20 protein-coding genes are annotated in these 26,634 nt (G+C 71.4%); 12 read left to right on the forward strand and 8 right to left on the reverse strand.

From position 1 onward, the window contains the following. Nucleotides 1-134 precede the first annotated feature (134 nt). Nucleotides 135-2,180 carry an amino acid adenylation domain-containing protein gene (locus tag ACWEKM_RS23600; RefSeq protein WP_451623177.1) on the forward strand — a complete coding sequence of 682 codons (2,046 nt, stop codon included), beginning with the start codon at nt 135-137 and terminating at the stop codon, nt 2,178-2,180. A 325-nt stretch (nt 2,181-2,505) separates the two neighbouring features. Here the strand turns inward: ACWEKM_RS23600 and ACWEKM_RS23605 are convergent, their stop codons facing one another. Beyond that, on the reverse strand, nt 2,506-3,747 hold the full coding sequence (locus ACWEKM_RS23605; RefSeq protein WP_451623178.1) for a cytochrome P450: 1,242 nt from the start codon (nt 3,745-3,747) through the stop codon (nt 2,506-2,508). 208 nt (nt 3,748-3,955) lie between these two features. Between ACWEKM_RS23605 and ACWEKM_RS23610 the strand changes: the two genes are divergently transcribed. The 4 genes from ACWEKM_RS23610 to ACWEKM_RS23625 all read left to right on the forward strand — a co-directional run bounded on the left by ACWEKM_RS23610 (nt 3,956) and on the right by ACWEKM_RS23625 (nt 7,721). Continuing rightward, nucleotides 3,956-4,747: a thioesterase II family protein gene (locus ACWEKM_RS23610; protein WP_451623179.1), complete on the forward strand. Its 792-nt coding sequence runs from the start codon at nt 3,956-3,958 to the stop codon at nt 4,745-4,747. Beyond that, a complete protein-coding gene (locus ACWEKM_RS23615; RefSeq protein ID WP_451623180.1) occupies nt 4,740-5,498 on the forward strand; it encodes an SDR family NAD(P)-dependent oxidoreductase in 759 nt (252 codons plus the stop codon). The genes ACWEKM_RS23610 and ACWEKM_RS23615 overlap by 8 nt, the downstream gene beginning before the upstream one ends. A gap of 265 nt (nt 5,499-5,763) precedes the next feature. Next, nucleotides 5,764-7,005 (forward strand): pyridoxal phosphate-dependent aminotransferase, encoded by a 1,242-nt coding sequence (locus tag ACWEKM_RS23620; protein WP_451623181.1) that lies wholly within the window; start codon nt 5,764-5,766, stop codon nt 7,003-7,005. Beyond that, on the forward strand, nt 7,002-7,721 hold the full coding sequence (locus ACWEKM_RS23625) for a tryptophan 2,3-dioxygenase family protein (protein WP_451623182.1): 720 nt from the start codon (nt 7,002-7,004) through the stop codon (nt 7,719-7,721). Before ACWEKM_RS23620 ends, ACWEKM_RS23625 begins: the two co-directional genes overlap by 4 nt. Nucleotides 7,722-7,779: 58 nt before the next feature. On the opposite strand, the gene ACWEKM_RS23630 is transcribed toward ACWEKM_RS23625, so the two are convergent. Next, nucleotides 7,780-8,289 carry a helix-turn-helix domain-containing protein gene (locus ACWEKM_RS23630; protein ID WP_451623183.1) on the reverse strand — a complete coding sequence of 170 codons (510 nt, stop codon included), beginning with the start codon at nt 8,287-8,289 and terminating at the stop codon, nt 7,780-7,782. A gap of 433 nt (nt 8,290-8,722) precedes the next feature. Between ACWEKM_RS23630 and ACWEKM_RS23635 the strand changes: the two genes are divergently transcribed. Continuing rightward, the gene (locus ACWEKM_RS23635; RefSeq protein ID WP_451623184.1) at nt 8,723-9,919 is read left to right on the forward strand and encodes an FAD-dependent oxidoreductase; all 1,197 of its coding nucleotides are present in this window, start codon (nt 8,723-8,725) and stop codon (nt 9,917-9,919) included. 128 nt (nt 9,920-10,047) lie between these two features. Here ACWEKM_RS23635 and ACWEKM_RS23640 read toward each other — a convergent pair whose 3' ends face one another. Together ACWEKM_RS23640 and ACWEKM_RS23645 are read right to left on the reverse strand one after the other, a co-directional pair. Continuing rightward, nucleotides 10,048-10,428 (reverse strand): VOC family protein, encoded by a 381-nt coding sequence (locus tag ACWEKM_RS23640; protein WP_451623185.1) that lies wholly within the window; start codon nt 10,426-10,428, stop codon nt 10,048-10,050. Nucleotides 10,429-10,624: 196 nt separating this feature from the next. Next, nucleotides 10,625-11,191, reverse strand: a complete 567-nt coding sequence (locus ACWEKM_RS23645) for a Uma2 family endonuclease (protein WP_451623186.1) — start codon at nt 11,189-11,191, stop codon at nt 10,625-10,627. 159 nt (nt 11,192-11,350) lie between these two features. Between ACWEKM_RS23645 and ACWEKM_RS23650 the strand changes: the two genes are divergently transcribed. From ACWEKM_RS23650 to ACWEKM_RS23670, 5 genes are all read left to right on the forward strand, one after another. After that, entirely contained in the window at nt 11,351-13,441 is a 2,091-nt protein-coding gene (locus ACWEKM_RS23650) for a thioredoxin domain-containing protein (RefSeq protein WP_451623187.1), read from the forward strand. Nucleotides 13,442-13,641: 200 nt separating this feature from the next. Next, nucleotides 13,642-14,910 (forward strand): glycosyltransferase, encoded by a 1,269-nt coding sequence (locus ACWEKM_RS23655; RefSeq protein WP_451623188.1) that lies wholly within the window; start codon nt 13,642-13,644, stop codon nt 14,908-14,910. Then, nucleotides 14,907-16,559, forward strand: a complete 1,653-nt coding sequence (locus tag ACWEKM_RS23660) for an ArnT family glycosyltransferase (protein ID WP_451623189.1) — start codon at nt 14,907-14,909, stop codon at nt 16,557-16,559. The genes ACWEKM_RS23655 and ACWEKM_RS23660 overlap by 4 nt, the downstream gene beginning before the upstream one ends. A gap of 236 nt (nt 16,560-16,795) precedes the next feature. Then, the gene (locus tag ACWEKM_RS23665; protein ID WP_451623190.1) at nt 16,796-17,971 is read left to right on the forward strand and encodes a glycosyltransferase; all 1,176 of its coding nucleotides are present in this window, start codon (nt 16,796-16,798) and stop codon (nt 17,969-17,971) included. Nucleotides 17,972-17,973: 2 nt separating this feature from the next. Next, nucleotides 17,974-20,388 carry a galactose oxidase-like domain-containing protein gene (locus ACWEKM_RS23670; protein ID WP_451623197.1) on the forward strand — a complete coding sequence of 805 codons (2,415 nt, stop codon included), beginning with the start codon at nt 17,974-17,976 and terminating at the stop codon, nt 20,386-20,388. Between the two features lie 8 nt (nt 20,389-20,396). Here the strand turns inward: ACWEKM_RS23670 and ACWEKM_RS23675 are convergent, their stop codons facing one another. The 4 genes from ACWEKM_RS23675 to trhA form a co-directional block, all read right to left on the reverse strand. Next, nucleotides 20,397-21,137, reverse strand: a complete 741-nt coding sequence (locus ACWEKM_RS23675; RefSeq protein ID WP_451623191.1) for a Mut7-C RNAse domain-containing protein — start codon at nt 21,135-21,137, stop codon at nt 20,397-20,399. Nucleotides 21,138-21,149: 12 nt separating this feature from the next. Next, a complete protein-coding gene (locus tag ACWEKM_RS23680) occupies nt 21,150-21,839 on the reverse strand; it encodes a TetR/AcrR family transcriptional regulator (protein ID WP_451623192.1) in 690 nt (229 codons plus the stop codon). Between the two features lie 5 nt (nt 21,840-21,844). Further along, complete coding sequence (locus tag ACWEKM_RS23685; RefSeq protein WP_451623193.1) at nt 21,845-23,413, reverse strand: MFS transporter; 1,569 nt, start codon at nt 23,411-23,413, stop codon at nt 21,845-21,847. Between the two features lie 167 nt (nt 23,414-23,580). Further along, complete coding sequence (gene trhA / locus ACWEKM_RS23690) at nt 23,581-24,294, reverse strand: PAQR family membrane homeostasis protein TrhA (protein WP_451623194.1); 714 nt, start codon at nt 24,292-24,294, stop codon at nt 23,581-23,583. A gap of 323 nt (nt 24,295-24,617) precedes the next feature. Here trhA and ACWEKM_RS23695 point away from each other — a divergent pair, with 323 nt between their 5' ends. Beyond that, nucleotides 24,618-26,441 carry a phosphoenolpyruvate carboxykinase (GTP) gene (locus ACWEKM_RS23695; RefSeq protein WP_451623195.1) on the forward strand — a complete coding sequence of 608 codons (1,824 nt, stop codon included), beginning with the start codon at nt 24,618-24,620 and terminating at the stop codon, nt 26,439-26,441. The last annotated feature ends 193 nt before the right edge of the window (nt 26,442-26,634 follow it).

Below are 26,634 nucleotides of genomic sequence, written 5' to 3' on the forward strand. Positions count from 1 at the left end.
GACCTTCAGATTCCTTTCCGGCCACCCGGGCCCCGCCCCTCGTCCGGGTCAGGGTGGGGACACCTGTGTCGCGCGCGGGGCCCCCGCGGGGCGCCGGACCCAGCCAGCGGCACCGTCACACAGGAGGTCGCTCGATGCCAGCCAACCCTTTCGAAGACCCGGACGAGAGCTACCTGGTCCTGTGCAATCAGCGCGGCCAGCGGTCACTGTGGCCCGCCCGGCTGCCGGCCCCCGCCGGATGGCTGGTGGAACTGCCCGCGACCTCCCGCGCCCGCGCCCACGCCCACGTCGAACACGTCTGGCCGGACGTACGCCCCCGCCCGTCCGCGGCGGCCGGGTCCACCGCTTTCACCGCTTCCGCCACGTCCACCGCTTCCACCACGTCCACCGCCTCCGCCACGTCCACCGCTTCCGCCACGTCCACCGCCGAAACCCTTCCCGTGCTCTTCGAACGGGTGGTGGCCAAGCACCCGGAACTGCCCGCGGTCGAGAGCGAGAGCACCACTTTGACGTACGGCGAACTGGCGGACCGGGTGAACCGGCTGGCCCGGCGGCTGATCGCGGCCGGTCTCGGCCCCGGCGACCTCGTCGGGATCTGCGTACCCCGTGGCACCGACCAGGTGGTGGCGGCACTCGCCGTGACGACCGCCGGAGGCGGCTACGTCCCCCTGGACCCGAACTATCCCCTGGCGCTGCTGCGCCACATGGCGGCCGACTCGGGGCTGCGGACCCTGCTGCACACCGGCCCTGCGCCGGTGGACGTCACCGGTCCGGAAACCCTCGACCTGGCCGCCCCCGACCCCGCTCCCCGTCCGGCCCGGCCGGTCACCGACGAGGAGCGGCGGCGGCCGCTGCACGCCGAGGACACCGCGTATGTCATCTACACCTCCGGATCCACCGGGACGCCCAAGGGCGTGGTGATCCCGCACGCGGGCATGGCGGCGCTCGCCGAGGCGCAGCGGCACTGGATCGGCCCCGGCCCCGGCGACCGGGTGCTGCAGTGGGCCTCGTTCAACTTCGACGCCGGCTTCTGGGACCTGACGCTGGCCCTGCTGTCGGGGGCCACCCTGGTGCTCACCGACGACCGCGCGGTGCTGCCCGGCGAGGAACTGCGCCGCACCCTGATCGACCGGCGGATCAGCCACGCGGTGCTGCCTCCGGTCGCGCTCACCGCCACCGATCCGGACGGCGTCCTGCCCGGTGGGGTGGTGCTCTCCACCGGTGACTCCTGCACCCAGGCTCTGGTGGCCAGGTGGGCGCCCGGAAGGCGCATGTTCAACGGGTACGGGCCCACCGAGATGACCGTGGGAGTGACCATGGCGGGCCCGGTGCGGCCGGGCGAGCCGGTCAGCATCGGGGAGCCGTGGCCGGGCAACGAGGTCCGGGTGCTCGACGTCGACCTGAAGCCCTGCCGGCCCGGCGAGGAGGGCGAGCTCTACCTGGTGGGCGAGGGCGAGGCCCTCGGATACCTCAACCGGCCCGCCCTGACCGCGGAGCGCTTCGTCGCGGACCCGTACGGCGGACCCGGGAGCCGGATGTACCGCTCCGGCGACCTCGGCCACCGGGACAAGGACGGCACGCTCTACTTCACGGGCCGCGCCGACCGCCAGGTCAAGCTGCGTGGCTTCCGGGTCGAACCGGGGGAGGTGGAAGCGGCGTTGGAGTCGTGCGAGGGAGTCCGGCTCGCGGCGGTGGTCGTGACCGGCGAGGTGGACTCGGCGCGCCTGGTCGCCTTCGTGGTGCCCGGCGCGGACCCGGCCGACGACCTCGCGGAGGAACTGCGCGGGCGGCTCGCCGCGCGGTTGCCCGCGCACATGGTGCCCTCCCGCGTCGAGGTGGTGGCGTCCCTGCCGATGACCAGCAACGGCAAGATCGACCGGCGTGTCCTGGAGGAACGGGCCGCCGGGCCCGCCGCGAGCGCCGCGCCACCGCCCGGCGGGCCGGCCGCCGCCGTCGACCCGTCCGACCCGGTGCCCGCGCTGTGCGCACTGGCCGCCAGGGTGCTGGGGGTGCCCGCCCTCGCGCCGGACGACAACTTCTTCGACCAAGGCGGGCATTCGGTCCTGGCGGTGCGGCTCACCAAGGCCGTACGGGACGAATGGGGGATGAACCTGCCGGTGCGGGCCGTCTTCGAGCGCTCCACCATGGTGGAGCTGGCCGGCCTGCTGACCGTGAACTGAACCGGGACGGGCCACGGGCCGAACCGGCGCGGGCCACGATCCCGGCCGGGGCAGGCCCATGATCCCGGCCGGCGTGGCCCGTCGCAACGTACTCGCCACAGCCATCCGGCCCACCGCCCCTGATCCCGACTGCGCCGCGTTGCGAGCCCTGCCCAACGGCAGCCGCCTCGCCACAACGTGGACCCTGCGCCGAGACGCCCTGGCGGCCTACCGCCAAGCCCTCGAAGCGACCGGCACCGACCCAGCCGCCGTACTGCCGTCCCGCCCACGCCGGCCGGGCGGCCCCCTTCCCGGTGAGCGGTACCTGAAGGGGGGCGGACGCGGCTCAGTCGAGCCGCAGGCGCAGGGCGCTGTGGCCGAACAGGAAGGTGGAGTAGACGCGCGGCGGTTCCGCCAGGATCTCGATCCGGTCCACCCGGCGGACCAGCGAATCCAGCACGGCGGACAGCTCCAGCCGGCCGAGGAAGGCCCCCAGACAGAAGTGCGGGCCGTGCCCGAGCGCGAGGTGCGGGTTGTGCTCCCTGCCGACGTCGAAGCTGCGGGGCCGCGCGAAGACCTCGGGATCGTTGTTGGCCGAGATGTTCCACAGGGTGACGATGTCGCCCGCCGACACCTCGGCACCCCCGATCCGCAGGTCGACGGTGGCCGTACGGGCGAAGTGCATGGCCGGGGTCACCCAGCGCAGTACCTCCTCCACCGCCGTCCGCACCGCCGCCTCGCCGGTGCGCAGCCGATGCCACTGCTCCTCGTGGGTGCCCAGCGCGTGCAAGGCGCCGATCGTGGTCACCCGGGTGGACTCGTCGCCCCCCAGGATCAGGCTGTAGCAGTTGAGGGCGAGATCGTCCTCCGTCATCGGCTCGCCCGCCACCCGGGCTCCGGCGATCATGCTGATCACGTCCTCGCCGGGGCGGCGGCGGCGCTCGCGGACCACATCCACGAAGTACGACAGGATCTCGTTGCGGGCCTCCAGCGCGTCGAAGGGGTCGTCCTCGGCGCTCTCCGACGACAGCGCGCGCTTGTTCCAGCCCAGCAGCAACGGCCGGTCGGCGACGGGCAGTTCCAGCAGGTCGCATACGGTGTTGAGCGGCAGGTGCTCGGCGATGTCCCGCGCGGCGTCGGCCTCGCCCGTACCGGCCACGGCGGCCACCAGGGCGTCGGCCCGCTGCCGCACCGCCTCCTCCACGTGCCGCAGCACCCGTGGCGAGAAGGCACGCAGCATCACCTGGCGCAGCTCGCGGTGGCGGGGCCGGTCCATCACCGCCAGCATCCGCCCGCCGGCCGAGTCGCCGCCGTTCAGCAGGACGTCCAGCACCGTTCCCCGGGCCGAGCTCAGCCGGGCCGCGTCCTTGTAGCAGTCCTGGACGTCCCGGTGCCGGGCCACCGCCCAGAACCCGGGGCGGCCGTCCGCGGAGGGATGCCAGCGCACCGGATCGCTGCGACGCATCCGGTCCCAGTACGCGTACGGGTCGTGCTCGACGAACGTCGCCGGGTCGGCGAGGTCGTAAGCCGCCCCGGAGGCGTCGTCGTACGGGCCGTCGAAAACGGCGGCGTTGTGGGAGCAGACCACCGGGAGACTCCTTTCGGCCCGGACAGCGGGCCTGCACGAGGGGCTCGGCCTGGACACCGGGCCGGTACGGAGGTGCTCGTTTCCGGCCTCGATCCTCACCTCTCGTGCCCGCACCCGAGGCGGCGCTGAATGAATGATGAAGGTTTCCGCGGCGGCCCCGGGCGTGCGTGCGATTCTCACATCCGAGGCGGCGAAGGGGAGATCGGCCATGGGCGTGCACCGCGGATCCGTGCGCACGGTGTCGAGCACGGAACGCCCCGGGCTCCGGCTGCTCGGGCTGCCGCACTCCGGCGGCCGCGCGGAGAGCTTCACCGGCTGGCGTGACGCGCTCCCCGCCGCATTCCCCGGGACCGCGGTGGAGCTGTGCGCCGCCCAGTACCCCGGGCACGGCGACCGGCTGGCGGAGCCGCCGAGAGAGGAAGTCGGCGCGCTCGCCGAGGAGATCGTCGCCGACCTGACCCGGCTGCCACCGGCGGACCTGCTGCTCTTCGGCCACAGCTTCGGCTCGGCCGTCGCCTGCGAGGTGGCCCGCCGCTGCCCCGGGGCGGGCATCGACGTCGTCCTGCTCGTCGCGTCCAGCGCCTGGGCCCCGGGGGACCCGGCCCGGCTCCCTCGTGACGAACACCTGCTGCCCGACGAGGAACTCTGGGGGCGCCTTGTCGCCCTCGGGGGCATCGACCCCGACATCGCGTCGCAGACCGAGCTCCGCGATCTGCTGCTCCCCGCGATGCGCGCGGACATCGCCGCGCACGAGCGCTACCTCGGCTGCCCGGAGCCGGTGTCGCTCCACTGCGACGTGCACGTCTGCATGGCCCGGGGAGATCCCCTCGTACCGGCTCCGGCCGGCCGCCACTGGGGCCGTCTCACCACCGGGAACACCAGCATCGACATCAGACACGGAGGCCATTTCCACGTCTTCGACGACCCCGCGCCGCTGCTGGCGGACCTGGCGCGGCGGGTTCCCACCCACACGAAGGGAGGCAGTTCGGTCCATGAGTAGTCCTTGGGCAGGCATGCGGCTGGTCGTCACCGGCGGCGGTTCGGGCATCGGGGCCGCCGTGGTCGCCCGCGCGGCCGGGCTGGGCGCCGACGTCCTGGCGGTCGGCCGACGGGCCGACCGGCTCGCGGAGGTGACGGCGAAGGCGCGGGCCGAAAAAGCGGGCACCGTGGTGCCGTACGCCGTGGACGTCACCGCACCCGACGCCGCCGCGCGGATCGCGGAGTGCGCCGGGGAAGTGCTCGGCGGCGTCGACGCCTTGGTCAACAACGCCGGGCACGCGGTCTTCGACCGCCTGGAGGACGCCGCCGAGGCGGACCTGCGGGAGATGATCGACACCAACCTGGTGGCTCCCGCCCTGCTGATCCGGGCGCTGTTGCCCCTGTTGCGCGCCAGCCGGGGCTGCGTGGTCAACGTGTCCTCCGTCGGCGGCGTCCTGGCGATGCCGAACCGGTCGTTCTACGGGGCCAGCAAGGCCGCCCTGAACTCCCTGACCAGGTCGCTCGCCGTGGAACTGGCGCCCGAGGTCCGGGTGAACGCGGTGCTGCCCGGCCCGGTCGACACGGGCCTGTGGGACCTGGCGGCGGGCGAGGGCGCGGACGCCCTGCGCGAAGGAATCGTGGCCGGCACCCCCCTGGGGCGGTTCGGCCTGGCGCCGGAGGTGGCGGCCTGGGTGTGCCACCTCGTCGACCCCGAGACCTCGTCCTGGGTCACCGGATCCCTGGTGTCCGTGGACGGCGGACGTACGGCCTAGTGCTGTGACCGGAAGGGTTTGCCGGAAAGCTCGCGGCGTCCGGTGCGGTGCATCGCAAGGCGGAGCATCGCCCGTCTACTGGATGTACTCGGGTGATGCGACAACGCGGCGTGGGGACACCTCCCGGCCGAAGGCTGGGGGAGTGCCGTGCCGGGCGTCGCGAGCCGGTGACCCTTTCCTGTCACAGCACTGGCCACAGCCCAGCAGCACCACCCGGCCAGCCCGATCCGGCCGGTCCTGCCATCAGCGGAAAGGCATGAATCAGATGACGCAGACAGCTTCACCGTGGTTCGCCCCGGCCTCGGCGATCCCCTCCTCCTGGCTGTACGAGTCCTTCCGGATCGCCAACGAACGCGAGCGGGAGCACCCCGGCCAGATCAAGCTGCACGTGGGTGAGCCCGCCTTCGGCCCGCCGGACTCCGTCGCCAAGGAGTTCGTCGCCGCCGTCCTGGACGGCCGGGCCCGCTACATCGACGTGCAGGGGCTCCCGGAACTCCGTGAGCGTCTCGCGGACAAGCTCGACACCGTCAACCGCATCGACACCGAGCCCTCCCGGCTCTTCGTCACCCCCGGGTCGTGCCAGGGGCTCAGCGCCCTGATGCGCTGTCTGGCCGGCTCGGGAGCGGAGATCCTCATGCCGGAGATCCACTGGCCCGTGCACCTGCAACAGGCCCTTCTCGCCGGATTCCGCCCGGTGTTCTACCAGCTCGACGAACACTTCGCGCCCGACCCCGAGTCGATCCGGCAGGTGGCCACCCCCGCGACCCGGGCGCTGCTGCTCAACACCCCCTCGAACCCCACCGGCGCGGTCGCCGACCTCCCGCGGCAGCAGGCCCTGTACGAGATCGCCGACGAGCGGGGCTGGCAGATCATCAGCGACGAGGCATACGAGGACTTCGCATTCTCCGGCCCCCACCTGTCGATCGCTGCCCTGGAGCGCGACCGCCCCGCGTCGCAGCGCATCGTCAACAGTGTCTTCACCTTCTCCAAGGGACCGGCGATGACCGGCTACCGGCTCGGCTACGTCGCGGTGTCGCGGCCGGAGACGGCCGCCGCGATGCGCACGGTCCAGGAGTCCTGCATCATCGCGCCCAACGCTCCCGTCCAGTACGCCGGACTGGCCGCCCTGGACGCGTCGGGAGCCCTCGCCGGCAACCACGACTTCGTACGGGGAAACCGGGACGCCGCGCTCGCCCCGCTGGTCGACGAAGGGCTGCTGCCCGCACTGCCCGGCGGCGGCTGGTACGCCATGGCCGACATCTCCTCCACCGGTCTGACCGGCGAGGAGTTCAGCGCCGAACTCATGCTCCGCCACGATGTCGTGGTGGTTCCCGGCAGCGGGTTCTCCGCACGGCCCGAATTCGCTCCGGACGGCACGCTGCGACCACTGAAGCCCGGCGGTGTCGCGTCCGGCCTGGTCCGGATCGCGTTCTGTGTCGACCGGGAGCAACTCGTCACCGGGGTGGAACGTCTGGTCGCACTGGTCCGTGAGAAGAGGCAGCAGTGATACCCGCCGAGGTGACCTACGCCTCCTACCTGAAGCTCGACGAGCTGCTGACCCTCCAGCAACCGCGCACCTGCGAGGACGACGCGGACCTCACCACGGTGCTCTCCGAACAGTTCTTCATCGTCAGCCACCAGACCTGCGAACTGTGGCTGAAGCAGATCCTGGGCGACCTCGCCGCCGTGGAGGACCACTTCCTGACGATGACCACCGCGGGCCTGGAGCGGTCGGTGGACCTGCTGTACCGGTCCAGTGAGCTGCTGCGCCTGCTGCACGAGCAGCTCATGGCGCTCGAACGGCTGCCGTTGGAGGACTTCGCCCAGTTCCGGCAGCACCTCGGCATGGCCAGCGGCGCCCAGTCCAGCCAGTCCCACCAACTGGAGCGGGTACTCGGCAGCGCCAGCCGTTCCGGATCACTGTTCCTCGCCTTCCGTTCCGGGCTGGAGCGGATCGGCGCCGACCTGGAGGAGATCGTCGCGGCGGGTGTCGAGGCGGGCTCGTTCCACCGGGTCGTCGAGGCGATGCTCAGGGTCGGCAACGGCTACTTCCAGTGGAAGATCGGGCATGTGGGCCTGGTGATGAAGATGATCGGGGAACAGCGGGGCACCGCCGGCACCTCGGGGGCGGCGCATCTCATGGGCCGCGCCACGATGCCGTTCACCGAACTCCACGAACTGCGCGGCAAGGTGCACGAGCGTGCGCGCCGGCAGGCAGGCTGACCGCGGCGGGAGCAGCACCCCGGAACGCGCACGCGTGCGCGTTCCGGGGCCGGTCGGATCAGGTGGCGGGCTCCAGGATGTAGCCCCGACCCCACACGGTGCGCAGACTCAGCCGGACGCCGTCCAGCCGCTGGCGCAGCCGCATGATGTGCAGGTCTATCGCGTTACTGGTGACCGTCTCGTTCCTGATGCGGCCCAGGGCCTCCTTCAGCGTGTCCCGGCGGACGAGATGGCCGAAGTCGGCCAGGAAACATCGCATCATCTCGCTCTGCGCCTCGGACATGGGCACCGACTGTCCGCCGTAGTAGAGCACCCCGGTCGGATCCAGCACGGGCATGAAGTCGGTTCCGGTGCGCCGTTGCAGGGTGTGGACGCGAGCCGCCAGGTCGAGGCGGGCCACCGGCGGGCGCACCCAGTCCTCGGTGGGGGAGATGTCGCTCGGCGGCGCCGTCTGGCCCTCCAGGACCAGCAGGCACGGCAGTCCCGCCTCGCGCAACTGGTCCCGTTCGTGGCTCTGCACCGGCCAGCGAAGGAACTTGACTTCGTTCTTGTGAATGAGCGTGGTCATGGTCGTGCCCCCGTTCTCCCGTGACGAGTGATAACTCGTGGTCGAGGACCGGCGGCGTCGTCGGGGCGTGCGCGCGTCCCTCCGGCGCCGCCGCCGGAGTGTCGGCCGACGGGGCCGCCGGAGCTGGTCCGGACGCTTACGAGAGGTTCTGCTGCCTGGCTTCGACGCCGGTTCCCGCGTGACGTCGTCACCGGCCCCCGTGATGGCGATCCTGCCGGGTCTCGATTCCAGGTCAATTCCGGGTGGGTTCCGCTTCGGCGGGGACTCGAATGCGCTTCGGAACGTGACGCGCGCTCCCTCCGCGACGGGCGCGGCGGGGGGCGCTGAAAGAACCACGACATGGTCGCGTGGGACCGCCCGGTGATCGGCAAGACACCCCGTAAGGGAACCGGCCGCCCCGACCTCTGACCGCGGTCACGATCAGGAGCACGCGATGACGAACGAGAACAGCACACCGAGGCGCCGGGTCGCCGTCGTCGGCGCCGGCATCACCGGACCCCTGCTGTCCCTGTGCCTGGTGCGGCTGGGTTTCGAGGTGAACCTGTACGAGGCTTATGTGCGCCGGGCGCAGGACGTCGGCTCGTTCCTCAACCTCGCTCCGAACGGGCGGGCCGTACTGGAGCGCCTGGGTCTGGCCGACCGGATCCTCGAACAGGGCACCGCGGCGAGCTCCGTCGACTTCGCCAATCACAAGGGCCGGGAACTCGCGCAGAACCCGGAGAGCACCACCAACATCATGCGCGGCGAGCTCAGCGGCGCCCTGCGCGAGGCGGCGACCGGCGACGGGGTGAAACTGCACACCGCCAAGCGCCTCGTCGCACTGGACGAGAGCGGCGACGGTAACTGGCACATCGGCTTCGAGGACGGCGCGCACGCCGAGGCCGACATCGTGCTCGGCTGCGACGGCGTGAACTCCACCACGCGCCGCCTGCTGCTCCCCGACGCGCCGCGGCCCGCCTACACCGGGGTGGTCGGCTCCGGGGGCAGGTCGGAGATCGGCGCCGCGGAACTCCCCGTGGACGGCCGGTTCCACATGGTCTTCGGTCTGCGTGGCTTCTTCGGGTACCAGGTGATGTCGCCCGGTGTCGTGTGGTGGTTCGAGAACCACCAGGAGACCCGTGAACGCAGCTTCGCCGAACTCGCCGAGATCGACGACGCGCGGTGGGTGGCCGGGCTGGCCGACCGGCACCGCCCCGACCCCGCCGTGATCCGGCGCATCCTGAACGCCTCCACCGGACCGGTCGGCCGGTGGCCGGTCCACGAGGTGCCGCCCCTGGACACCTGGCACCGGGGCAGCGCCGCGGTGCTGGGGGACGCCGCGCATGCGGTGGCCCCGCACCTGGGGGCGGGTGCCGCGCTCGGCATGGAGGACGCCTACGAACTCGCCCTGGCACTGCACGAACACCCGACCGCCCCGCAGGCGTTCACCGCGTTCGAGGAGTCCCGGCGGGACCGGGTCGCCGCGATGGCGAAGCAGGCCCGGCGGACGGGGGCGGTGATGACCCCCGATCGGTGGATCACCCGGGTGATACGCGACCTGATGTTGCCGATGGGCATCAAGCAGGGGGTGCGCAAGGGCACCGAGGCTTATTCCTACCGGCCTTCGCCGTGGCCCGTGCGGGTCGACTGAGACGCATGCGGGCGCAGCAGACCTTCAGGGCCTCCTGCTGCCGCCCCTCGCGGGGGCGCGACCCCGCGAGGGGCGGTGCGGGAAGCATCGAGGGGCGGCCGGCGGCCGTCGACCGCCGGGCCGGTGCGTCAGCGCAGCTCGCCGGTGACGATCCACAGATGACCGAACGGGTCGCGGAGGCGTCCCTCCCGTTTGCCGTACGGGCGGTTCTCCACCGGTACGACCACGGTGCCGCCCCCGGCGACCATCCGCTCGGCGACAACGTCCTGGTCGGTGAACTCCGCCTCCAGGAGGACCGGGGAGCCGCCGACGTCGTCGGGCGAGAGCCAGCCCCACTCGGGCACTGCGGGGGACAGAGAGAGCGGAGAACCGCCGATCTGCAGGACGACGACCATCACGCGGCCGCTGTCGTCCTGGGCGCGGAAGACCTCCTTGGCGCCCATGGCCTGCTGGTAGTAGGTCGCGGCGGTGTCGGGGTCCGGGACGATCAACCGTGGCGTCAGACTCATGAGTTGAGTCTATTTCCCCCGCCGCGGCCCACAGGAGTGATTCGCTCAGTTCGAGCGACGCGCCGCAGACGCCCTCTCGCGCGAGCAGCCACACCGCGCACCGACGAGCAGCGCCGAGCGGGCGTCAGGTGTGCCCCGACGGATTCGTCGCGCTCCCGACTGACCCGCAGACGGCCGAGGTGAGCTTCGTCGGCCCTCACATGGTCCCGAGGTCGACGGTGACGGAGAAGGGCGCGGTGGCCTTCACTGCGCCGGTGAACACCTCGCCGTCCCGGTAGGCCCTGTTGGCAGGGTCGAGCACGTAGGTGTAGACGATCGGAACGCCGGTGGCAGCCTCTTCGATGCGCCAGTAGAAGGGAATCCCGGCTTTGGCGTACTGGTCCACCTTCGCGATCCGGTCAGTGGTCTCCGAGCCCGGCGACACGACCTCGACCACGAGGAGTACATGCTCCGGACGAGTGGGCGTGAGGTCGATGGTCTCTGCCCGGTACACGGTGACGTCCGGACGCCGGTTGGTGAGAGGTACGTCCTGCAGGCGGACGTCGAAGTCCGTGTCGGCGTTCCAGTCCGGGCCTGCGGCGGCGTCCAGGGCGTTCGCCAGGATCCGGGCCAGCCGGTTGGGACGCTTGGACGCACTCGGGCTCACGACGACCATCCCGTCCACGATCTCGATGCCGGCGCACTGCTCCTCGGACCAGGAGTCGTACTGCTCCGCGCTGATCTGCATGTGCATCCACGCGGGTGCGACCATCTCTGCGGTCATGGAGTACCTCCTTCGAGGATGCTCGTCAGGTCCGGTGCTGCTCGACGCAGCGTACTGCCGGCCGGGCACCGGCTCTGGACCGGAGCAGAACGCCATCGCAGGGCGGAGGGCTTGCGGGCCGAGCCGTCAGGGCCGGGTCGGCGTGAGAGGCTGGATCGTATGAACCGGTTGGCTGGTGTGACCTCGCCTTATCTGCTTCAGCATGCTGAGAATCCGGTCGACTGGTGGCCCTGGACACCGGAGGCGTTCGAGGAGGCCCGGCGGCGTGACGTACCCGTTCTGCTGTCGGTCGGCTACTCAGCGTGCCACTGGTGTCATGTCATGGCGCACGAGTCGTTCGAGGACGAGGCGACGGCCGCGTATCTGAACGAGCACTTCGTCAGCGTCAAGGTGGACCGCGAGGAGCGGCCCGATGTGGACGCGGTCTACATGGAGGCGGTACAGGCGGCCACCGGCCAGGGGGGCTGGCCCATGTCGGTGTTCATGACGCCGGACGCGGAGCCGTTCTACTTCGGGACGTACTTCCCGCCCGACGCCCGCCATGGCATGCCGTCCTTCCGCCAGGTCCTCGAAGGCGTCCACCACGCGTGGACCGACCGGCGCGACGAAGTGGGAGAGGTCGCCGGGAAGATCACGCGGGACCTCGCCGGGCGGTCGTTGACCGTCGGGGACGGCGGACTGCCCACCAACGAGACACAGGGACGGGCGCTGCTCCAACTGACCCGGGACATCGACACCGCGAGCGGCTGGTTCAAGGGCGACACCAAGTTCCCGCCCTCGATGGTCGTGGAGTTCCTGCTGCGGCACCACGCACGGACGGGTTCGGTGGGGGCGCTGGAGATGGCCGAGGGGCTCTGCGGCGCGATGGCGCGTTCGAGCCTGTACGACCAGGTGGGCGGCGGCTTCCACCGCTATGTGCTGCGCGCCCGGCAGGGTGGGGTCCTGGTACCGCACTTCGAGAAGATGCTGTACGACAACGCGCTGTTGTGCCGGGTGTTCGCGCATCTGTGGCGCTCCACCGGTTCAGAGCAGGCCCGTCGGATCGCCCTGGAGACCGCCGACTTCATGGTCCGCGAACTGCGTACCGCCGAGGGCGGGTTCGCCTCCGCACTCGACGCCGACAGCGCCGACCACGCCGACAGTGCCGACCACGCCGACAGTGCCGACGGAGCCGACGACACTGACGGCAGCGGACGGCACAGTGAGGGCGCGTACTACGTGTGGACGCCCGAGCAGCTGCGCGAGGTGCTCGGGGACGACGCCCCGCTCGCCGCAGAGCACTTCGGGGTGACCGAGGAGGGCACCTTCGAACACGGCCGTTCCGTCCTCCAACTCCCGCAGGGCGGGGGCGTGGTGGACGCGGAGCGGATCGCCTCGGTGCGAGAGCGCCTGTTCCGTGCGCGGCAGGACCGCCCGGCCCCGGGCCGCGACGACAAGGTCGTCGCCGCCTGGAACGGTCTCGCGATCGCCGCGCTGGCCGAGACCGGCGCCTACTTCGACCGGCCCGACCTGGTCGAGGCCGCGGTCGCCGCCGCGGACCTGCTCGTCCGGCTGCACCTGGACGACCGCGCCCGGCTGGTCCGCACCAGCCGGGACGGCCGGGCCGGCGGCAACGCGGGCGTGCTGGAGGACTACGCCGATGTCGCCGAGGGCTTCCTCGCGCTCGCCTCCGTCACCGGCGAGGGGGTCTGGCTGGACTTCGCCGGTCTCCTCCTCGACCAGGTGCTCGCCCGCTTCACCGACCCGGACAGCGGCGCCCTCTACGACACCGCGGCCGACGCCGAGCGGCTCATCCACCGCCCGCAGGACCCCACCGACAACGCCACCCCGGCCGGCTGGACCGCCGCCGCGGGCGCTCTGCTGAGCTATGCCGCCCACACCGGCTCCGCGCTCCATCGCACCGCCGCGGAGCGGGCGTCGGGGGTGGTGGCGGCCCTCGGGCCGCGGGTGCCGCGGTTCATCGGTTGGGGGCTCGCCGTCGCGGAGGCCCTGCTCGACGGCCCGCGCGAGATCGCCGTCGTCGGCCCGGACCCGGCCGACCGGGCGACGGAAACCCTGCATCGCACGGCACTGCTGGGCACCGCCCCGGGTGCCGTCGTCGCCACCGGGGTCCCGGACGGCGACGAGTTCCCGCTCCTCGCCGACCGGCCGCTCGTGGGCGGCGCGCCCGCCGCCTATGTCTGCCGGAACTTCACCTGCGACGCCCCGACGACCGATCCGGACCGGCTGCGCACCGCGCTGAGCGGCTGAAACGACCTGTCCCCCTGTCTTCAGTCGGCCGGAACGTAACCGGTGGGCGATTTGCCCACTCGGCACCTCATGGCGAAGGAAACGCACTCTTTACCGAAACCTCCTGCGCGCTTCACAGATCACCCATACTCTCTCCACAGTGACCCGACGGAGCTGACACGCCGCCGGGTCAGGGGGCATTGGGGATCTGGGGGGATCTGTTGCTGACGTCTGTCTTCATCGCTGCCGTTTCACTGGCCCTGTTCTGGATGGCGGCCTTCACTCTCTGGTGGCAGATGCACGCGTGGCGTACGCCCGAAGTGCTCGCGTCCACCCGCTTCAGCAGACCGGACGGCGACGAGCATGTGTCGTTCTCACTGCTGCTGCCCGCACGGCACGAACAGGCCGTGCTCGACCACACCATCCAGCGGCTGCTGGAGTCCACGCACACCGACTTCGAGATCATCGTCATCGTGGGGCACGACGACCCCGAGACCACGGCGGTCGCCGAGCGCGCCGCCGCCGGCGACCCGCGCGTCCGGGTCGTCGTCGACACCCATGAGAAGAAGAACAAGCCGAAGGCCATGAACACGGCGCTGCCGCACTGCCGTGGCGCCGTCGTCGGGGTCTTCGACGCCGAGGACCAGGTCCACCCGGAACTCCTCGCGCATGTCGACCACGCGTTCCTGACCACCGGCGCGGACGTCGTCCAGGGCGGCGTCCAGCTGATCAACTTCCACTCCAGCTGGTACAGCCTGCGCAACTGCCTGGAGTACTTCTTCTGGTTCCGCTCCCGGCTGCACCTGCACGCGCAGAAAGGGTTCATCCCGCTCGGCGGCAACACCGTCTTCGTCCGCACCGACGTGCTCAGGGAGGCCGGCGGCTGGGATCCGGACTGCCTGGCCGAGGACTGTGACCTGGGCGTCCGGCTCTCCAGCGTCGGCAAGAAGGTCGTCGTCGCCTACGACTCCGACATGGTCACCCGGGAGGAGACCCCCGGCTCGCTGATGTCGCTGCTCAAGCAGCGCACCCGCTGGAACCAGGGATTCCTCCAGGTCTACCGGAAGAAGGACTGGCACCAGCTCCCCGGCCTCGGGCAGCGGCTGCTCGCCCGGTACACGCTCATGACGCCGTTCCTCCAGGCGTTCTCCGGGGTGATCATCCCGCTCAACGCGGCGATCGCGCTCTTCCTCGATGTGCCCGTCGGGATCGCCTTCCTCACCTTCCTGCCGCTGGTCACCGCCGCCGTCACCTTCGTCTTCGAGGTGGTCGGACTGCACGACTTCGGCAAGCAGTACGGGCTGCGGGTCCGCCTCAGCCACTACGTGAAGCTCGTCGTGGGCGGCCCCTTCTACCAGGTGCTCCTCGCGGGGGCCGCCGTCCGCGCCGTATGGCGTGAACAACGCGGCCGGAACGACTGGGAGTTGACCACTCACGTCGGCGCGCACCTCGCCGCGGCCGCAACGATCCGAGAGGACGCCCGCGCGTGACCTCCACCCTTCCCGCGGTGACCACTCCCACGGTCCCCGCGCAGCACCCGCCTGCCCCAAAACCGGGTTCGGCCGATCGGACACCGCCTCCGGCCCGGCTCCGCTCCTCCCGCCTCGACCTGCTGCTGTGCGGGGTGCTGCTCGTGGCGATCCTCGTCGTCCAGGGCTGGAACATCGCCGACTACCCGACCCTCAGCGACGACGAGGGCACCTACCTCGCCCAGGCATGGGCCGTGCAGCAGGGCAAGGGCCTGGCCCACTACACCTACTGGTACGACCACCCGCCGCTCGGCTGGCTCCAGCTCGCCCTGCTCACCTGGATACCCTCGGCCCTCGACCCCGGCGCGATGACCGTCGGCACCATGCGCCCGGTGATGCTCCTGATCAGCGGCGTCAGCGCGGTCCTCGTGTACGTCCTCGGGCGGCGGCTGTCGCTGCCCCGCTGGGCGGCCGGGCTCGCCATGGCCCTGTTCGGACTGTCGCCGCTGGCCGTCGTCCTCCAGCGGGAGATCTTCCTCGACAACATCGCGGTGCTGTGGCTGCTGCTGGCGTTCTGCCTCGCCGCCTCGCCCAGCCGGCACCTGTGGCACCACTTCGGCGCGGGCCTCGCCGCCGCCGCGGGCGTGCTCACCAAGGAGACGATGCTCGTCGTCCTGCCCGCCCTGCTGGTCACCATGTGGCGCCACAGCCACCGCGACACCCGGAAGTTCGCGCTCACCGGCGCCGTCACCGCCTGCGCCCTGGCCGGCTTCTCCTATCCGCTGTTCGCCCTGCTCAAGGGGGAACTGTTGCCGGGCAGCGGACATGTCTCGCTCTGGGACGGCATCAAGTACCAGATGACCAGGCCGGGTTCGGGCTTCATCCTGGACCCGGGCTCCGGCTCGCACGGGGTGCTCCAGTCGTGGCTCTACTACGACCGGGTGCTGCCCCTCGGCGGACTCCTCGGCGCGCTCCTGCTGCTGGCCACCTGGCGCTGGTCGGTCACCGCCCGCGCGCTGGCCGGGCCGGCCCTGACGGTGGCGATCCTCGCCGCGCTGGCCCTGCGCCCGAACGGCTATCTGCCCGCGATGTATGTCATCCAGGCGCTGCCGTTCCTCGCCCTGGTCCTCGCCGCCGGCACCGCCTCGGTCGCCCACGCCATACTGCGCAGAGGGCGGGCGGAGGGCGAGCGGCGGCCGGTCACCGGCGGCCGGTACGCCCTCGCGGCCGTCCTCGCCGTCGCGGCCGGCGCGTATGTCGTCCCGCGCTGGTACGACGGCGACCGCACCGCCGTCACCGCGGACGCCAACGCCCCCTACCGGGCCGCCGCCACCTGGCTCAGCGGCGAGGTCGAGCACCCGGAGGACACCCGCGTCCTCGTCGACGACGCGCTCTGGCTGGACCTGGTGCACGCCGGGTACCGGCCCGGCCTCGGCGCCATCTGGTTCTACAAGGCCGACCTGGACCCGGCCGTCACAAAGACCATGCCGCACGGCTGGCGGGACCTCGACTACGTCGTGGCCTCCCCGACGGTGCGGCGCGACGCGGTGGACCTGCCCAACGTCCGGGCCGCCATCGAACACTCCGCCCCGGTCGCCACGTTCGGAACCGGACCCGACCGCATCGAGATCCGGCAGATCCAGCCGACGGCCGTGGGAGGCGCACGATGAACAGTCACGAGCACAACGCGCCCGGCGAGCCGGGCGATCCGGCGCCCCGGGCCGCCACCGCGCCTGCGCCGAAGGGGCGTGCCGGTGCCGAGACGGCATGGGGGTCCCCCCGCTCCGGCGAAGCCGGGAGCGGGGGAGCGCACCGGCCCGAAGGGCTGAGCGCGATCGCCCTGTCGGCCCCGGCGCCCGGGAGGCGAAGCGAGCCCCACGGCGCGGTGGCTGAGACGCACGGTGCGGTGGCTGAGACGCATGGCGCGGTGGCCGAGCCCGGTGCCGTCACCATCGTCGTGCCGACGTTCAACGAGTCCGGCAATGTCCGCAGGCTGCTGCGGCAGATCACCGCCGCGGTGCCCGCCCGGCTGCCCTGCGAGGTCGTCTTCGTCGACGACTCCACCGACGACACGCCCGACGTCATCCGGCAGGCCGCGCAGGACTGCCCGTTCCCGGTGGCCGTGCTGCACCGGGAGGAGCCGACGGGCGGGCTCGGCGGGGCGGTCGTCGAAGGGCTGCGGGCGGCCGGCTCGGAGTGGGTCGTCGTCATGGACGGCGACTGCCAGCACCCGCCCTCCCTGGTGCCCGAGCTGGTCGCCATCGGCGAGCGGAGCAACGCCGGGCTGGTCGTCGCCTCCCGCTACCTCAAGGGCGGCAGCCGGGCCGGGCTGGCGGGCGGCTACCGGGTGGCCGTCTCACGCGCCGCGACCTGGCTGACCAAGTCCCTCTTCCCGGGTCGGCTGCGCGGCATCAGCGACCCGATGAGCGGTTTCTTCGCCATCCGGCGCAGCACGGTCAGCGCACAGGAGCTGAAGCCCCTCGGCTACAAGATCCTGCTCGAACTCGCCGTGCGCGGCAGGCCCGGCCGGGTCGCCGAGGTGCCGTTCGTCTTCCAGGAGCGCTTCGCCGGCCAGTCCAAGTCGAGCGCCCGGGAGGGCTTCCGCTTCCTGCGTCATCTGGTCGGGCTGCGCACCTCGTCCCCGGCGGCCCGTATGGCCGCCTTCGGGCTGATCGGCGCCACCGGGTTCCTGCCGAACCTGGCCGGCCTGTGGGCGCTGACCGTGCTCGGCCTGCACTACGTCCCCGCCGAGATCCTCGCCAACCAGTTCGGTGTCGCCTGGAACTTCCTGCTCATCGAGCATCTGCTGTTCCGCGACCGGCGCGGGCACCGCCGCTGGTGGGACCGCGCCGGCCGGTTCGCGCTGCTGGCCAACGCCGACCTGGTGCTGCGCATCCCGCTGATCGCGCTGCTCGTCGGCCGGTTCGGGATGGGCGCGCTGCCCGCCACCGCGCTCGCCCTGGTGACGACCTTCGTCCTGCGCTTCCTCGGCACGGAAGCGCTGGTCTACCTGCCGCGCCGGCGCCCCTCCCAGGGCGCCGAGCGGCCCAGCCCCACCTCCGCGTCAAGGAGAGCCGTGTGAAAGTGAAAGCGCACCGCAGAAGAACCGCGCTGCTCGGGGTGGGGGCCCTGACCGCCGGTCTGCTCCTCACCTCCCCGCAGCCCGCCGCGGCCGCCAACCTCGTCAAGAACGCCGGCTTCGAGACCGCGGGCGCCGGGGCGGGGGCCGACATGCCCTACTGCTGGGAGAAGTCCGGCTGGGGCGACAACGACTTCGCCTTCGAGACGACGAGCGACGCGCACAGCGGCGCCAAGGCCATGAAGGTCACGCTGACCCGACGGACCGACGGCGACCGCAAGGCGCTGATCACCGAGTCGGCCGAGTGCGCCCCGGTGGTGTCCGAGGGCAAGCAGTACGACCTGTCGCTCTGGTACAAGTCGACGACGCCCGATACGTCGCTCACCCTCTTCCGGCACGACACGACGGCGGGCTGGCAGTACTGGACCGACCTCAAGACCCTGGACATGGCGGCGAGTTGGACCCAGGCCACGGTCCGCACACCGGAGGTGCCGACCGGCACCGACCGGATCACCTGGGGTGTGTCGGTGTACGGCACGGGGTCGGCGACCACCGACGACTACACCATGGACCAGGTCCCCGACACGCTGCCGCCCGCGCGGTGCACCGGCACGGACGCGCAGTGCGCCGACGGGAGCTGGGAGGTCCTGCCGACGAAGAACCCGGTCCGTTCCATGCACTCCGTCGTCCTCAACAACGGCAAGGTGCTGCTGATCGCGGGCTCCGGAAACAGTGAGGAGAACTTCGCCGCGGGCACCTTCACCTCGGCGGTCTACGACCCGGCGAACGGCACCTACAAGGTCATCCCCACGCCGAAGGACATGTTCTGCTCCGGGCACGTCCAGCTCCAGGACGGCCGCGTGCTCGTGATGAGCGGCAACGCGGCCTATCCGGCGGCGGACGGCTCGCACGGCTACGAGGGCTACAAGGACTCGTACATCTTCGACCCGGCGACCGAGACCTACAGCAAGACCAACGACCTCAACGACGGCCACTGGTACCCGTCGGCGACCGAGCTGGGCAACGGCGACGTGGTCTCCTTCGGCGGGCTGCGCGAGGACTCCACCGGGTCGGTGACCACCGAGTACTGGTCCGACGCCGAGCAGCGGTGGCTGCCGCTGTGGAAGGTCAACCAGACCTGGTCGTACTGGGGTCTGTACCCCTCGATGATCCTGATGCAGGACGGCCGCCTCTTCTACACGGGCAGCCATGTCTTCGGCAACAACATCCCCGGCACCGGCTCGGCGATCTACGACTACGACGCCAACACCGTCACCCAGGTCCCCGGCCTGCAGAACAAGGACCAGCGGGACCAGTCGGCGAGCGTGCTGCTGCCGCCGGCGCAGGACCAGCGGGTGCTGACCATCGGCGGCGGCAACATCGACGCCAACCCGGACGCCAACCGGCTGACGGACGTGATCGACCTGAAGGAGGCCAATCCGTCGTACGTCGCCGGGCCGCCGCTTCCGCAGGGCACGGTCGATCTGGGAGCCGGGCCCCGGCCGGAGACCGGCGGCCAGGGCAAGATGTACGTCTCCGCCGTCCTGCTGCCCGACGGCTCGGTGCTGGAGACCGGCGGCGCCCTGCACAACCGGGCCGATCCGGTCTACGAGTCCTCGATCTACGACCCGGGGACCGGCACCTTCGACCCGGTGGCCGCCGACCCCGAGGCCCGCGGCTACCACTCCTCGGCGTTCCTGCTCCCGGACGGCCGGGTGATGTCGACCGGCGACAACCCGGGCAACGGCTCCTGGAACCACAACGTGTCGATCTACACCCCGCCCTACCTCTACAAAGGCACCCGCCCGACGATCACCTCGGTCATCGACACCGAGTGGACCTACGGCGACACCCAGCGGATCACGGTCGACCGGCCCATCGCGAAGGCCGAGCTGATCCGCCCGGCCGCCGTCACCCACTCCTCCGACCCCAACCAGCGCTTCGTCGACCTGCCGCTGTCCGTCGACGGCAACAACGTCGACCTGAACGTGACGAGCAACCCCGACCTGGCCCCGCCCGGCTGGTACATGCTCTTCGCGGTGGACGCGAACGGGGTGCCGTCCGTGGCGAAGTGGGTGCATCTGCAGGGACCGGTGGCGCTCGCCGCGTCCGACGCGTCGGCGCATGTGCACGCCTTCGCCGACTCGCCCGCCGGCAAGGTCTCCGGGCCCGGCAAGAAGCGTGCCGCACAGCCGGTGCCCACCACCGTCTCCGGCTGCGACCGGCACTACGGTTCGGCCAATGTGTGCGTGCCGACGGTCTTCCCGCCCCAGGTGAAGAAGACCACCGCCGCCCGCTGCGGCTGGCTCAGGCAGAACGACTACGGCCGGCTGAAGGTCAACGGCCGGGACGACCCGCTGCGCCTGGACCGCAACCGGGACGGCATCGCCTGCGGCAAGGGGGATATGACGAGGCGTTAGACCGCACGTCAGACCGTTCGGCCCCGGTCGGCGAACTCGTCGAGGGCGCGCTCCACGATGGCCTCCAGCTGTTCGTGGTGCGCGCCCTTCCAGTAGGCGCGCCCGCACGCCCGGCACTGCGCGAAGACGTCGTACGAGCGGTGCGTCCCGCCCTTCAGCTGACCGGCCACCTCGTCCTTGGTGGCCGCCCGCAGCAGTCCGTTGCAGGCGGTGCAGCGGGTCCAGGGGCGCAGTTCGGGCGCGAACCGGTCCAGGACGTCGCGGAGTTGGTCGTCGGGGCGGGTGCTGTAGACGAAGCCGCCCGCCCACAGTTCGCGGCGCCGCAGCAGACCGCGGTCGCGGCTGAGCATGACCCGCTGCTCGGCCGCGGAGCGGGTGGCCAGGGCCGGGTCGCCGATGTCCGTCGGCTCGTAGGCCGCGTCCACGCCGAGCAGCCGCAGCCGCCGGGCGAGGGTGCCCAGGTGCACATCGAGCAGGAAACGCAGCGGGGCGCCCGGGACCCGCTGGGGTCGCTCCACCGCCCGGACCAGCACCGTCTCGCCCGCCGCCGGGATGTGCGACACGGGCACCGTGCGGCCGTTCACGACCAGGGCGCCGACCTCGGTCAGCGGGACGCCGAGGGACTCGATGACATGGCCGAGCGTGGAGACGCCGTCGGTGGTGAGTCCGGTGGTGCCGTGGCGCCGGGCGGGTGGGACGAACAGCCTCAGCGGGGGAGCGACTTCGACCTGGATCTCGGGACCGTTCACCCGGTCAGGATGTCATGGCGCGGGACGCGGGCCGCCGGGTTTTTCGGCGGGCAGGCCGTGCTCCAGGACATCCAGGGCGCGGTCGATGAGGTCGGTGAGGTTGTCCCGGTGGCCGTTCTCGGCCCAGTACAGGGAGACCTCCAGCAGGCCGCCGATCAGGGACATCGCCCAGACCCGTACGTCCAGGGAGTCGGGGTCCCGGCCGGTCCGCTCGCCGATGGCCCGGCACAGCAGCCGGCCGGTGACCGACATGCTCTCCATGGTCCGCGAGCGCACCGCCGGGACCTCGACCATCAGCTTGGTGCGCAGCCGGGCCACCTCGGGATCTTCCTTCAGACCCAGGGACACGGTCCGGTGCATCACATACCGCAGGGACTGCGGCCATGGCTCGTCGGCGGGCCGGGCACGCAGCTCCTCCATGATGATCGGGTCCCACTCATCGGTGAGGACAATGTCCTCCTTCGTGGGGAAATAGCGGAAGACCGTGGACGGCGACACCTCGGCGCGCTCCGCGATCTGCTCGACCGTGGTGGCGTCGTACCCCTGCTCCGCGACCAGTCGGTAGGTCGCGGAGCGGATCGCCTCCCGCGTCTTGATCTTCTTCCGTTCCCGCAGGCTGAGCCGGGGGCGGTCGGCGGGGGCGCAGGTGGCACCGGCCCGGTCGGGCGGCGGGGAGAGCTTGGGGGATCGTGCGGCCGTCATGGAGGTCATTGTCGGATATCCGCCGGGGGTGTGACCACGGCCGGGGTCGCGGAGTCCGCAGCCGACGGGGCGTCCGCGGCGCCCGGCAGGAACACGGCGGCCAGCAGGGCGGCGACCAGGGACGCGATGCCGCACACCAGCAGGACCAGGCCCATGCCGTGCACATACGCGCTGTTCGCGGAGGCCACCAGCTGGGTCGCGCCCGACCGCTCGGCGACCAGGTGTGCGGCGACCACGGACTCCCCGGCGGTGTGGGCCGCCTGCCCGGTCAGCCCGGTGACGTCGAGCCGGTCGCGGAAGGCGCCCGCGAGCAGGCTGCCGAGCAGGGCGATGCCGATCGCCCCGCCGACCTGGCGCAGCGTCATCAGCAGCCCCGAACCGCTGCCGGCGCGGTCGGCGGGCAGTGCGCCGAGGGCGCCGTCCATCGCCGGGACCATCGCGAAGCCGAAACCGAGCCCGGCGACCGACAGCCACAGCGCGGTGAACCCGTAGCCGGAGTCGACGGTGGTGCGGCTGCCGAGGAACGCCGCGAAGGCGAGGACGACGAGCCCGGCGCTGACCACGGCCCGTGCGCCGAACCGGGCGACGACCGGCTGGGCGCCCCGGGCGGCGACCAGCAGGCCGCCCATCATCGGCAGCAGACGCACCCCGGTGCCGAGGGCGTCGTTGCCGAGAACGGCCTGGAGGTAGGGCGGCAGCACGAACAGGAGGCCGGACAGGGTGAAGGTCACGAGGGTCGCGGCGACGGAGTTGACCAGGAAGCCGCGCTGGCCGAGCAGGGACATGTCGAGCATGGGACGGGCCGCCCGGCGCTCGCGCACCACCAGTGCGGCGAGCAGGACGACGGCGGTGGCGAGCAGACCGAGCACCAGCGGGTCGCCCCAGCCGCGGTCCGGGGCCTCGATGATCGCGTAGATGAGGGCGCCGAGGCCGGTGGCGGTGAGTGCCGTGGAGACGATGTCGACCTTGGGGGAGGCCGGGTCCCTGGTCTCGGGCAGCAGGAAGAGGCAGGCGGCGATGCCGATGGCGACCATCGGGACGTTGATCAGGAAGACCGAGCCCCACCAGAAGTGGTCGAGCAGCCAGCCGCCGAGGATCGGGCCGAGCGGCATGCCGAGCGCGGAGGCGGCCGAGATGATGCCGACGGCCTTGGCGCGCTCCCCGGGCCCGAACAGCGAGGGCAGCACGGACAGGGCGAGCGGCATGACGAGGGCGCCGCCGACGCCCATCACGGCGCGGGCCGCGATCACCGCGTTCACCTCGCCCGCCAGGCTGCCGACGACCGAGCCGGCGAGGAACACGGCGAGCCCGGTGATCAGCATCCGCCGCCGGCCGAACCTGTCGCCGAGCAGCCCGGCGGGGAGCATCAGCGCGGCGAAGACGACGACATAGGCGTCCGCCATCCACTGCTGCTCGCCCGTGCCGGCACCGAGCTGTTCGGCCATGGTGGGCAGCGCCACGTTGAGGATCGTCATGTCGAAGCCGAGCACCAGCATGCTCGCGACCAGGGCGCCGAGGGCCCACCAACGGCGGGGGTCAGGGCTTGGGGTATCGCTTTGAGTGACAGTAGCCATGAAATGAGAGTAGCTCTCAAAAGCGATGTACTGTCAATGTGGGGTCGCTTCGGGTGCGGAGAAAGTTCGGGCGCAACGAAAAATGGCCACGGCTCGCCAGCCGTGGCCACCTCGACGAGAGTGCGGGATCTACGCGTGACTGCGGGGTCTACGCGTGAGTGCAGGATTTACCCGTGCTGGTACGCCACCAGGGAGATGCCGACGTAGTGGACGACGAAGGCGGCGAGGGTGAAGGAGTGGAACACCTCGTGGAAGCCGAACCAGCGCGGTGACGGGTTCGGCCGCTTGATGCCGTAGACCACGCCGCCCGCGCTGTACAGGAGCCCGCCCACGATCACCAGGACCAGAACCGCGATGCCGCCGGTGCGCATGAAGTCCGGCAGGAAGAACACGGCCGCCCAGCCCATGGCGAGGTAGCAGGGGGTGTAGAGCCAGCGCGGGGCGCCGACCCAGAAGACGCGGAAGACGATGCCCGCCGTCGCGGCGGCCCAGATCCCCCACAGCAGCCACTGCCCCTTGGTGTCCGGCAGGAGCAGCAGGGTCAGCGGGGTGTAGGTGCCCGCGATGATCAGGAAGATGTTGGCGTGGTCCAGGCGGCGCAGAATGCCGTCCATACGAGGGCTCCAGTTGCCCCGGTGGTACAGCGCGCTCACGCCGAACAGCAGGCAGGCGGTCAGGACGTAGATCCCGCAGGCGACCCGGCCCCGGGCGGAGTCGGCGAGCGCGGTGAGGATCAGGCCCGCGACGAGGACGGCCGGGAACATGCCGAGATGCAGCCAGCCGCGCAGCTTGGGCTTGACCGGGTGCGGCAGGGAGAGCGCGCCGGGACCGCGGCCGGCGGCCGGCGGGTCCAGGTGGGCGTCGGGGGCGGGCGCAGTCATGACCGGCATCGTACCTACGGAACCGTAAGTTGCGGACCTGCGGAGCCTGATGAGCACTTGATAGTGGTCATCGTCTCATGGGCTCGTTGTCATCGGACGCAAAGAGACCGCCAGGCGAACGCTACGTGCACGTAAAGAAACGCGTCGGAACCCGTTAATCGTGGCGTTCCTCACGCCGCTCACCTGTGCGGCCCTATGGACAGATGCGCAGTTGCGTCGGATGATCAAATGAGTGCAGTCGGCACCGGATGAGCGGCTACGAAGCGTCCGGGCCGCAGCCCCCATGGGGCCAGAAGAAAAAAATCCCTCATTTAGGAGCAATCGTGGCGCGCGATATCGCGGCTCCCCCCGTCATCCCCACCCAGCATCAGGAACTGATCTCGTGGGTCAACGAGATCGCCGAACTGACCCAGCCGGACAATGTGGTCTGGTGTGACGGATCCGAGGCCGAGTACGAGCGACTGTGCGGGGAGCTCGTCAGCCGGGGCACGTTCAAAAAACTCGACCCGGTCAAGCGCCCCCACTCCTACTACGCGGCCTCCGACCCGACCGATGTCGCGCGGGTCGAGGACCGGACGTTCATCTGCTCCGAGAAGGAGCAGGACGCCGGTCCGACCAACCACTGGATGGCCCCCGCACAGATGCGGGACGTCTTCACCGGCGAGAAGGGCCTGTTCCGCGGCGCGATGCGGGGCCGCACGATGTACGTGGTGCCCTTCTGCATGGGCCCGCTGGGCTCGAAGCTCTCCGCGCTCGGCGTGGAGATCACCGACTCCGCGTACGTCGCCGTCTCGATGCGCACGATGACGCGCATGGGCCAGGCCGTCCTCGACGAGCTGGGCTCCGACGGCTTCTTCGTGAAGGCCGTGCACTCGGTCGGCGCCCCGCTGGACGAAGGCGGGGAGGACGTCCCCTGGCCGTGCAACCAGACCAAGTACATCTCGCACTTCCCCGAGGACCGGGAGATCTGGTCCTACGGCTCCGGGTACGGCGGCAACGCGCTGCTCGGCAAGAAGTGCTACGCGCTGCGCATCGCCTCCGTGATGGCCCGCGACGAGGGCTGGCTGGCCGAGCACATGCTGATCCTCAAGCTGACCCCGCCCACCGGGCAGCCCAAGTACGTCGCCGCGGCCTTCCCGAGCGCCTGCGGCAAGACGAACCTCGCCATGCTGGAGCCCACCGTCTCCGGCTGGACGGTGGAGACCATCGGCGACGACATCGCATGGATGCGGTTCGGCGAGGACGGCCGGCTGTACGCGATCAACCCCGAGGCCGGCTTCTTCGGCGTGGCGCCGGGCACCGGCGAGCACACCAACGCCAACGCGATGAAGACGCTGTGGGGCAACGCGGTCTTCACCAACGTCGCGCTCACCGACGACGGCGACATCTGGTGGGAGGGCATGACGGAGGCGGCCCCGGCCCATCTGACGGACTGGAAGGGCAACGACTGGACCCCCGGGTCGGACAACCCGGCGGCCCACCCCAACGCCCGCTTCACCGTCCCCGCCGCCCAGTGCCCGATCATCGCGCCGGAGTGGGAGGACCCGAAGGGCGTGCCGATCTCGGCGATCCTGTTCGGTGGCCGCCGGGCCAGCGCGGTGCCGCTGGTGACCGAGTCCTTCGACTGGAACCACGGTGTCTTCCTCGGCGCGAACGTGGCCTCCGAGAAGACGGCCGCCGCCGAGGGCAAGGTCGGCGAGCTGCGCCGCGATCCGTTCGCCATGCTGCCCTTCTGCGGCTACAACATGGGCGACTACATGGCCCACTGGATCGACGTGGCCAAGGACAAGGACCAGTCGAAGCTGCCGAAGATCTACTACGTCAACTGGTTCCGCAAGGACGGCGACGGCCGGTTCGTGTGGCCCGGCTTCGGCGAGAACAGCCGTGTCCTGAAGTGGATCGTGGAGCGCCTGGACGGGACCGCGGAGGGCGTCGAGACGCCCATCGGCATCCTGCCGTCGAAGGCGGCCCTGGACACCGCGGGCCTCGAACTGTCCGACACCGCACTGGACTTCCTGCTCACCGTCGACACCGAGGTCTGGCGCGAGGAGGCCGCGCTGGTGCCCGAGCACCTCAACACCTTCGGCGACCACACCCCGAAGGAACTCTGGGACGAGTACCGGGCCCTGGTACAGCGCCTGGGCTGACCCCCGCGAAGACTCCGCGGCCGGTCGGAGGACTCCCACGCCCTTGAGGCCGTGGGGGAGTGCCCTGACCAGCGATCGTCACGGCCGGCCGCGGTGCCAGGGCGTGTTTCGAAAGTCCCGTCTGGCCCGCGACGCCTGGCACGGCACTCCCCCAGCCTTCGGCCGGGAGGTGCCCCCACGCCGCGTTGTCGGG

Source organism: Streptomyces sp. NPDC004752 (assembly GCF_053601275.1).

Coding starts and splice junctions, on each gene's coding strand:
- ACWEKM_RS23600 (WP_451623177.1), top strand. CDS start 135: ATGCCAGCCAACCCTTTCGAAGACCCGGACGAGAGCTACCTGGTCCTG.
- ACWEKM_RS23610 (WP_451623179.1), top strand. CDS start 3,956: ATGGGCGTGCACCGCGGATCCGTGCGCACGGTGTCGAGCACGGAACGC.
- ACWEKM_RS23615 (WP_451623180.1), top strand. CDS start 4,740: ATGAGTAGTCCTTGGGCAGGCATGCGGCTGGTCGTCACCGGCGGCGGT.
- ACWEKM_RS23620 (WP_451623181.1), top strand. CDS start 5,764: ATGACGCAGACAGCTTCACCGTGGTTCGCCCCGGCCTCGGCGATCCCC.
- ACWEKM_RS23630 (WP_451623183.1), bottom strand. CDS start 8,289: ATGACCACGCTCATTCACAAGAACGAAGTCAAGTTCCTTCGCTGGCCG.
- ACWEKM_RS23635 (WP_451623184.1), top strand. CDS start 8,723: ATGACGAACGAGAACAGCACACCGAGGCGCCGGGTCGCCGTCGTCGGC.
- ACWEKM_RS23640 (WP_451623185.1), bottom strand. CDS start 10,428: ATGAGTCTGACGCCACGGTTGATCGTCCCGGACCCCGACACCGCCGCG.
- ACWEKM_RS23645 (WP_451623186.1), bottom strand. CDS start 11,191: ATGACCGCAGAGATGGTCGCACCCGCGTGGATGCACATGCAGATCAGC.
- ACWEKM_RS23650 (WP_451623187.1), top strand. CDS start 11,351: ATGAACCGGTTGGCTGGTGTGACCTCGCCTTATCTGCTTCAGCATGCT.
- ACWEKM_RS23680 (WP_451623192.1), bottom strand. CDS start 21,839: ATGACGGCCGCACGATCCCCCAAGCTCTCCCCGCCGCCCGACCGGGCC.
- ACWEKM_RS23685 (WP_451623193.1), bottom strand. CDS start 23,413: ATGGCTACTGTCACTCAAAGCGATACCCCAAGCCCTGACCCCCGCCGT.
- trhA (WP_451623194.1), bottom strand. CDS start 24,294: ATGACTGCGCCCGCCCCCGACGCCCACCTGGACCCGCCGGCCGCCGGC.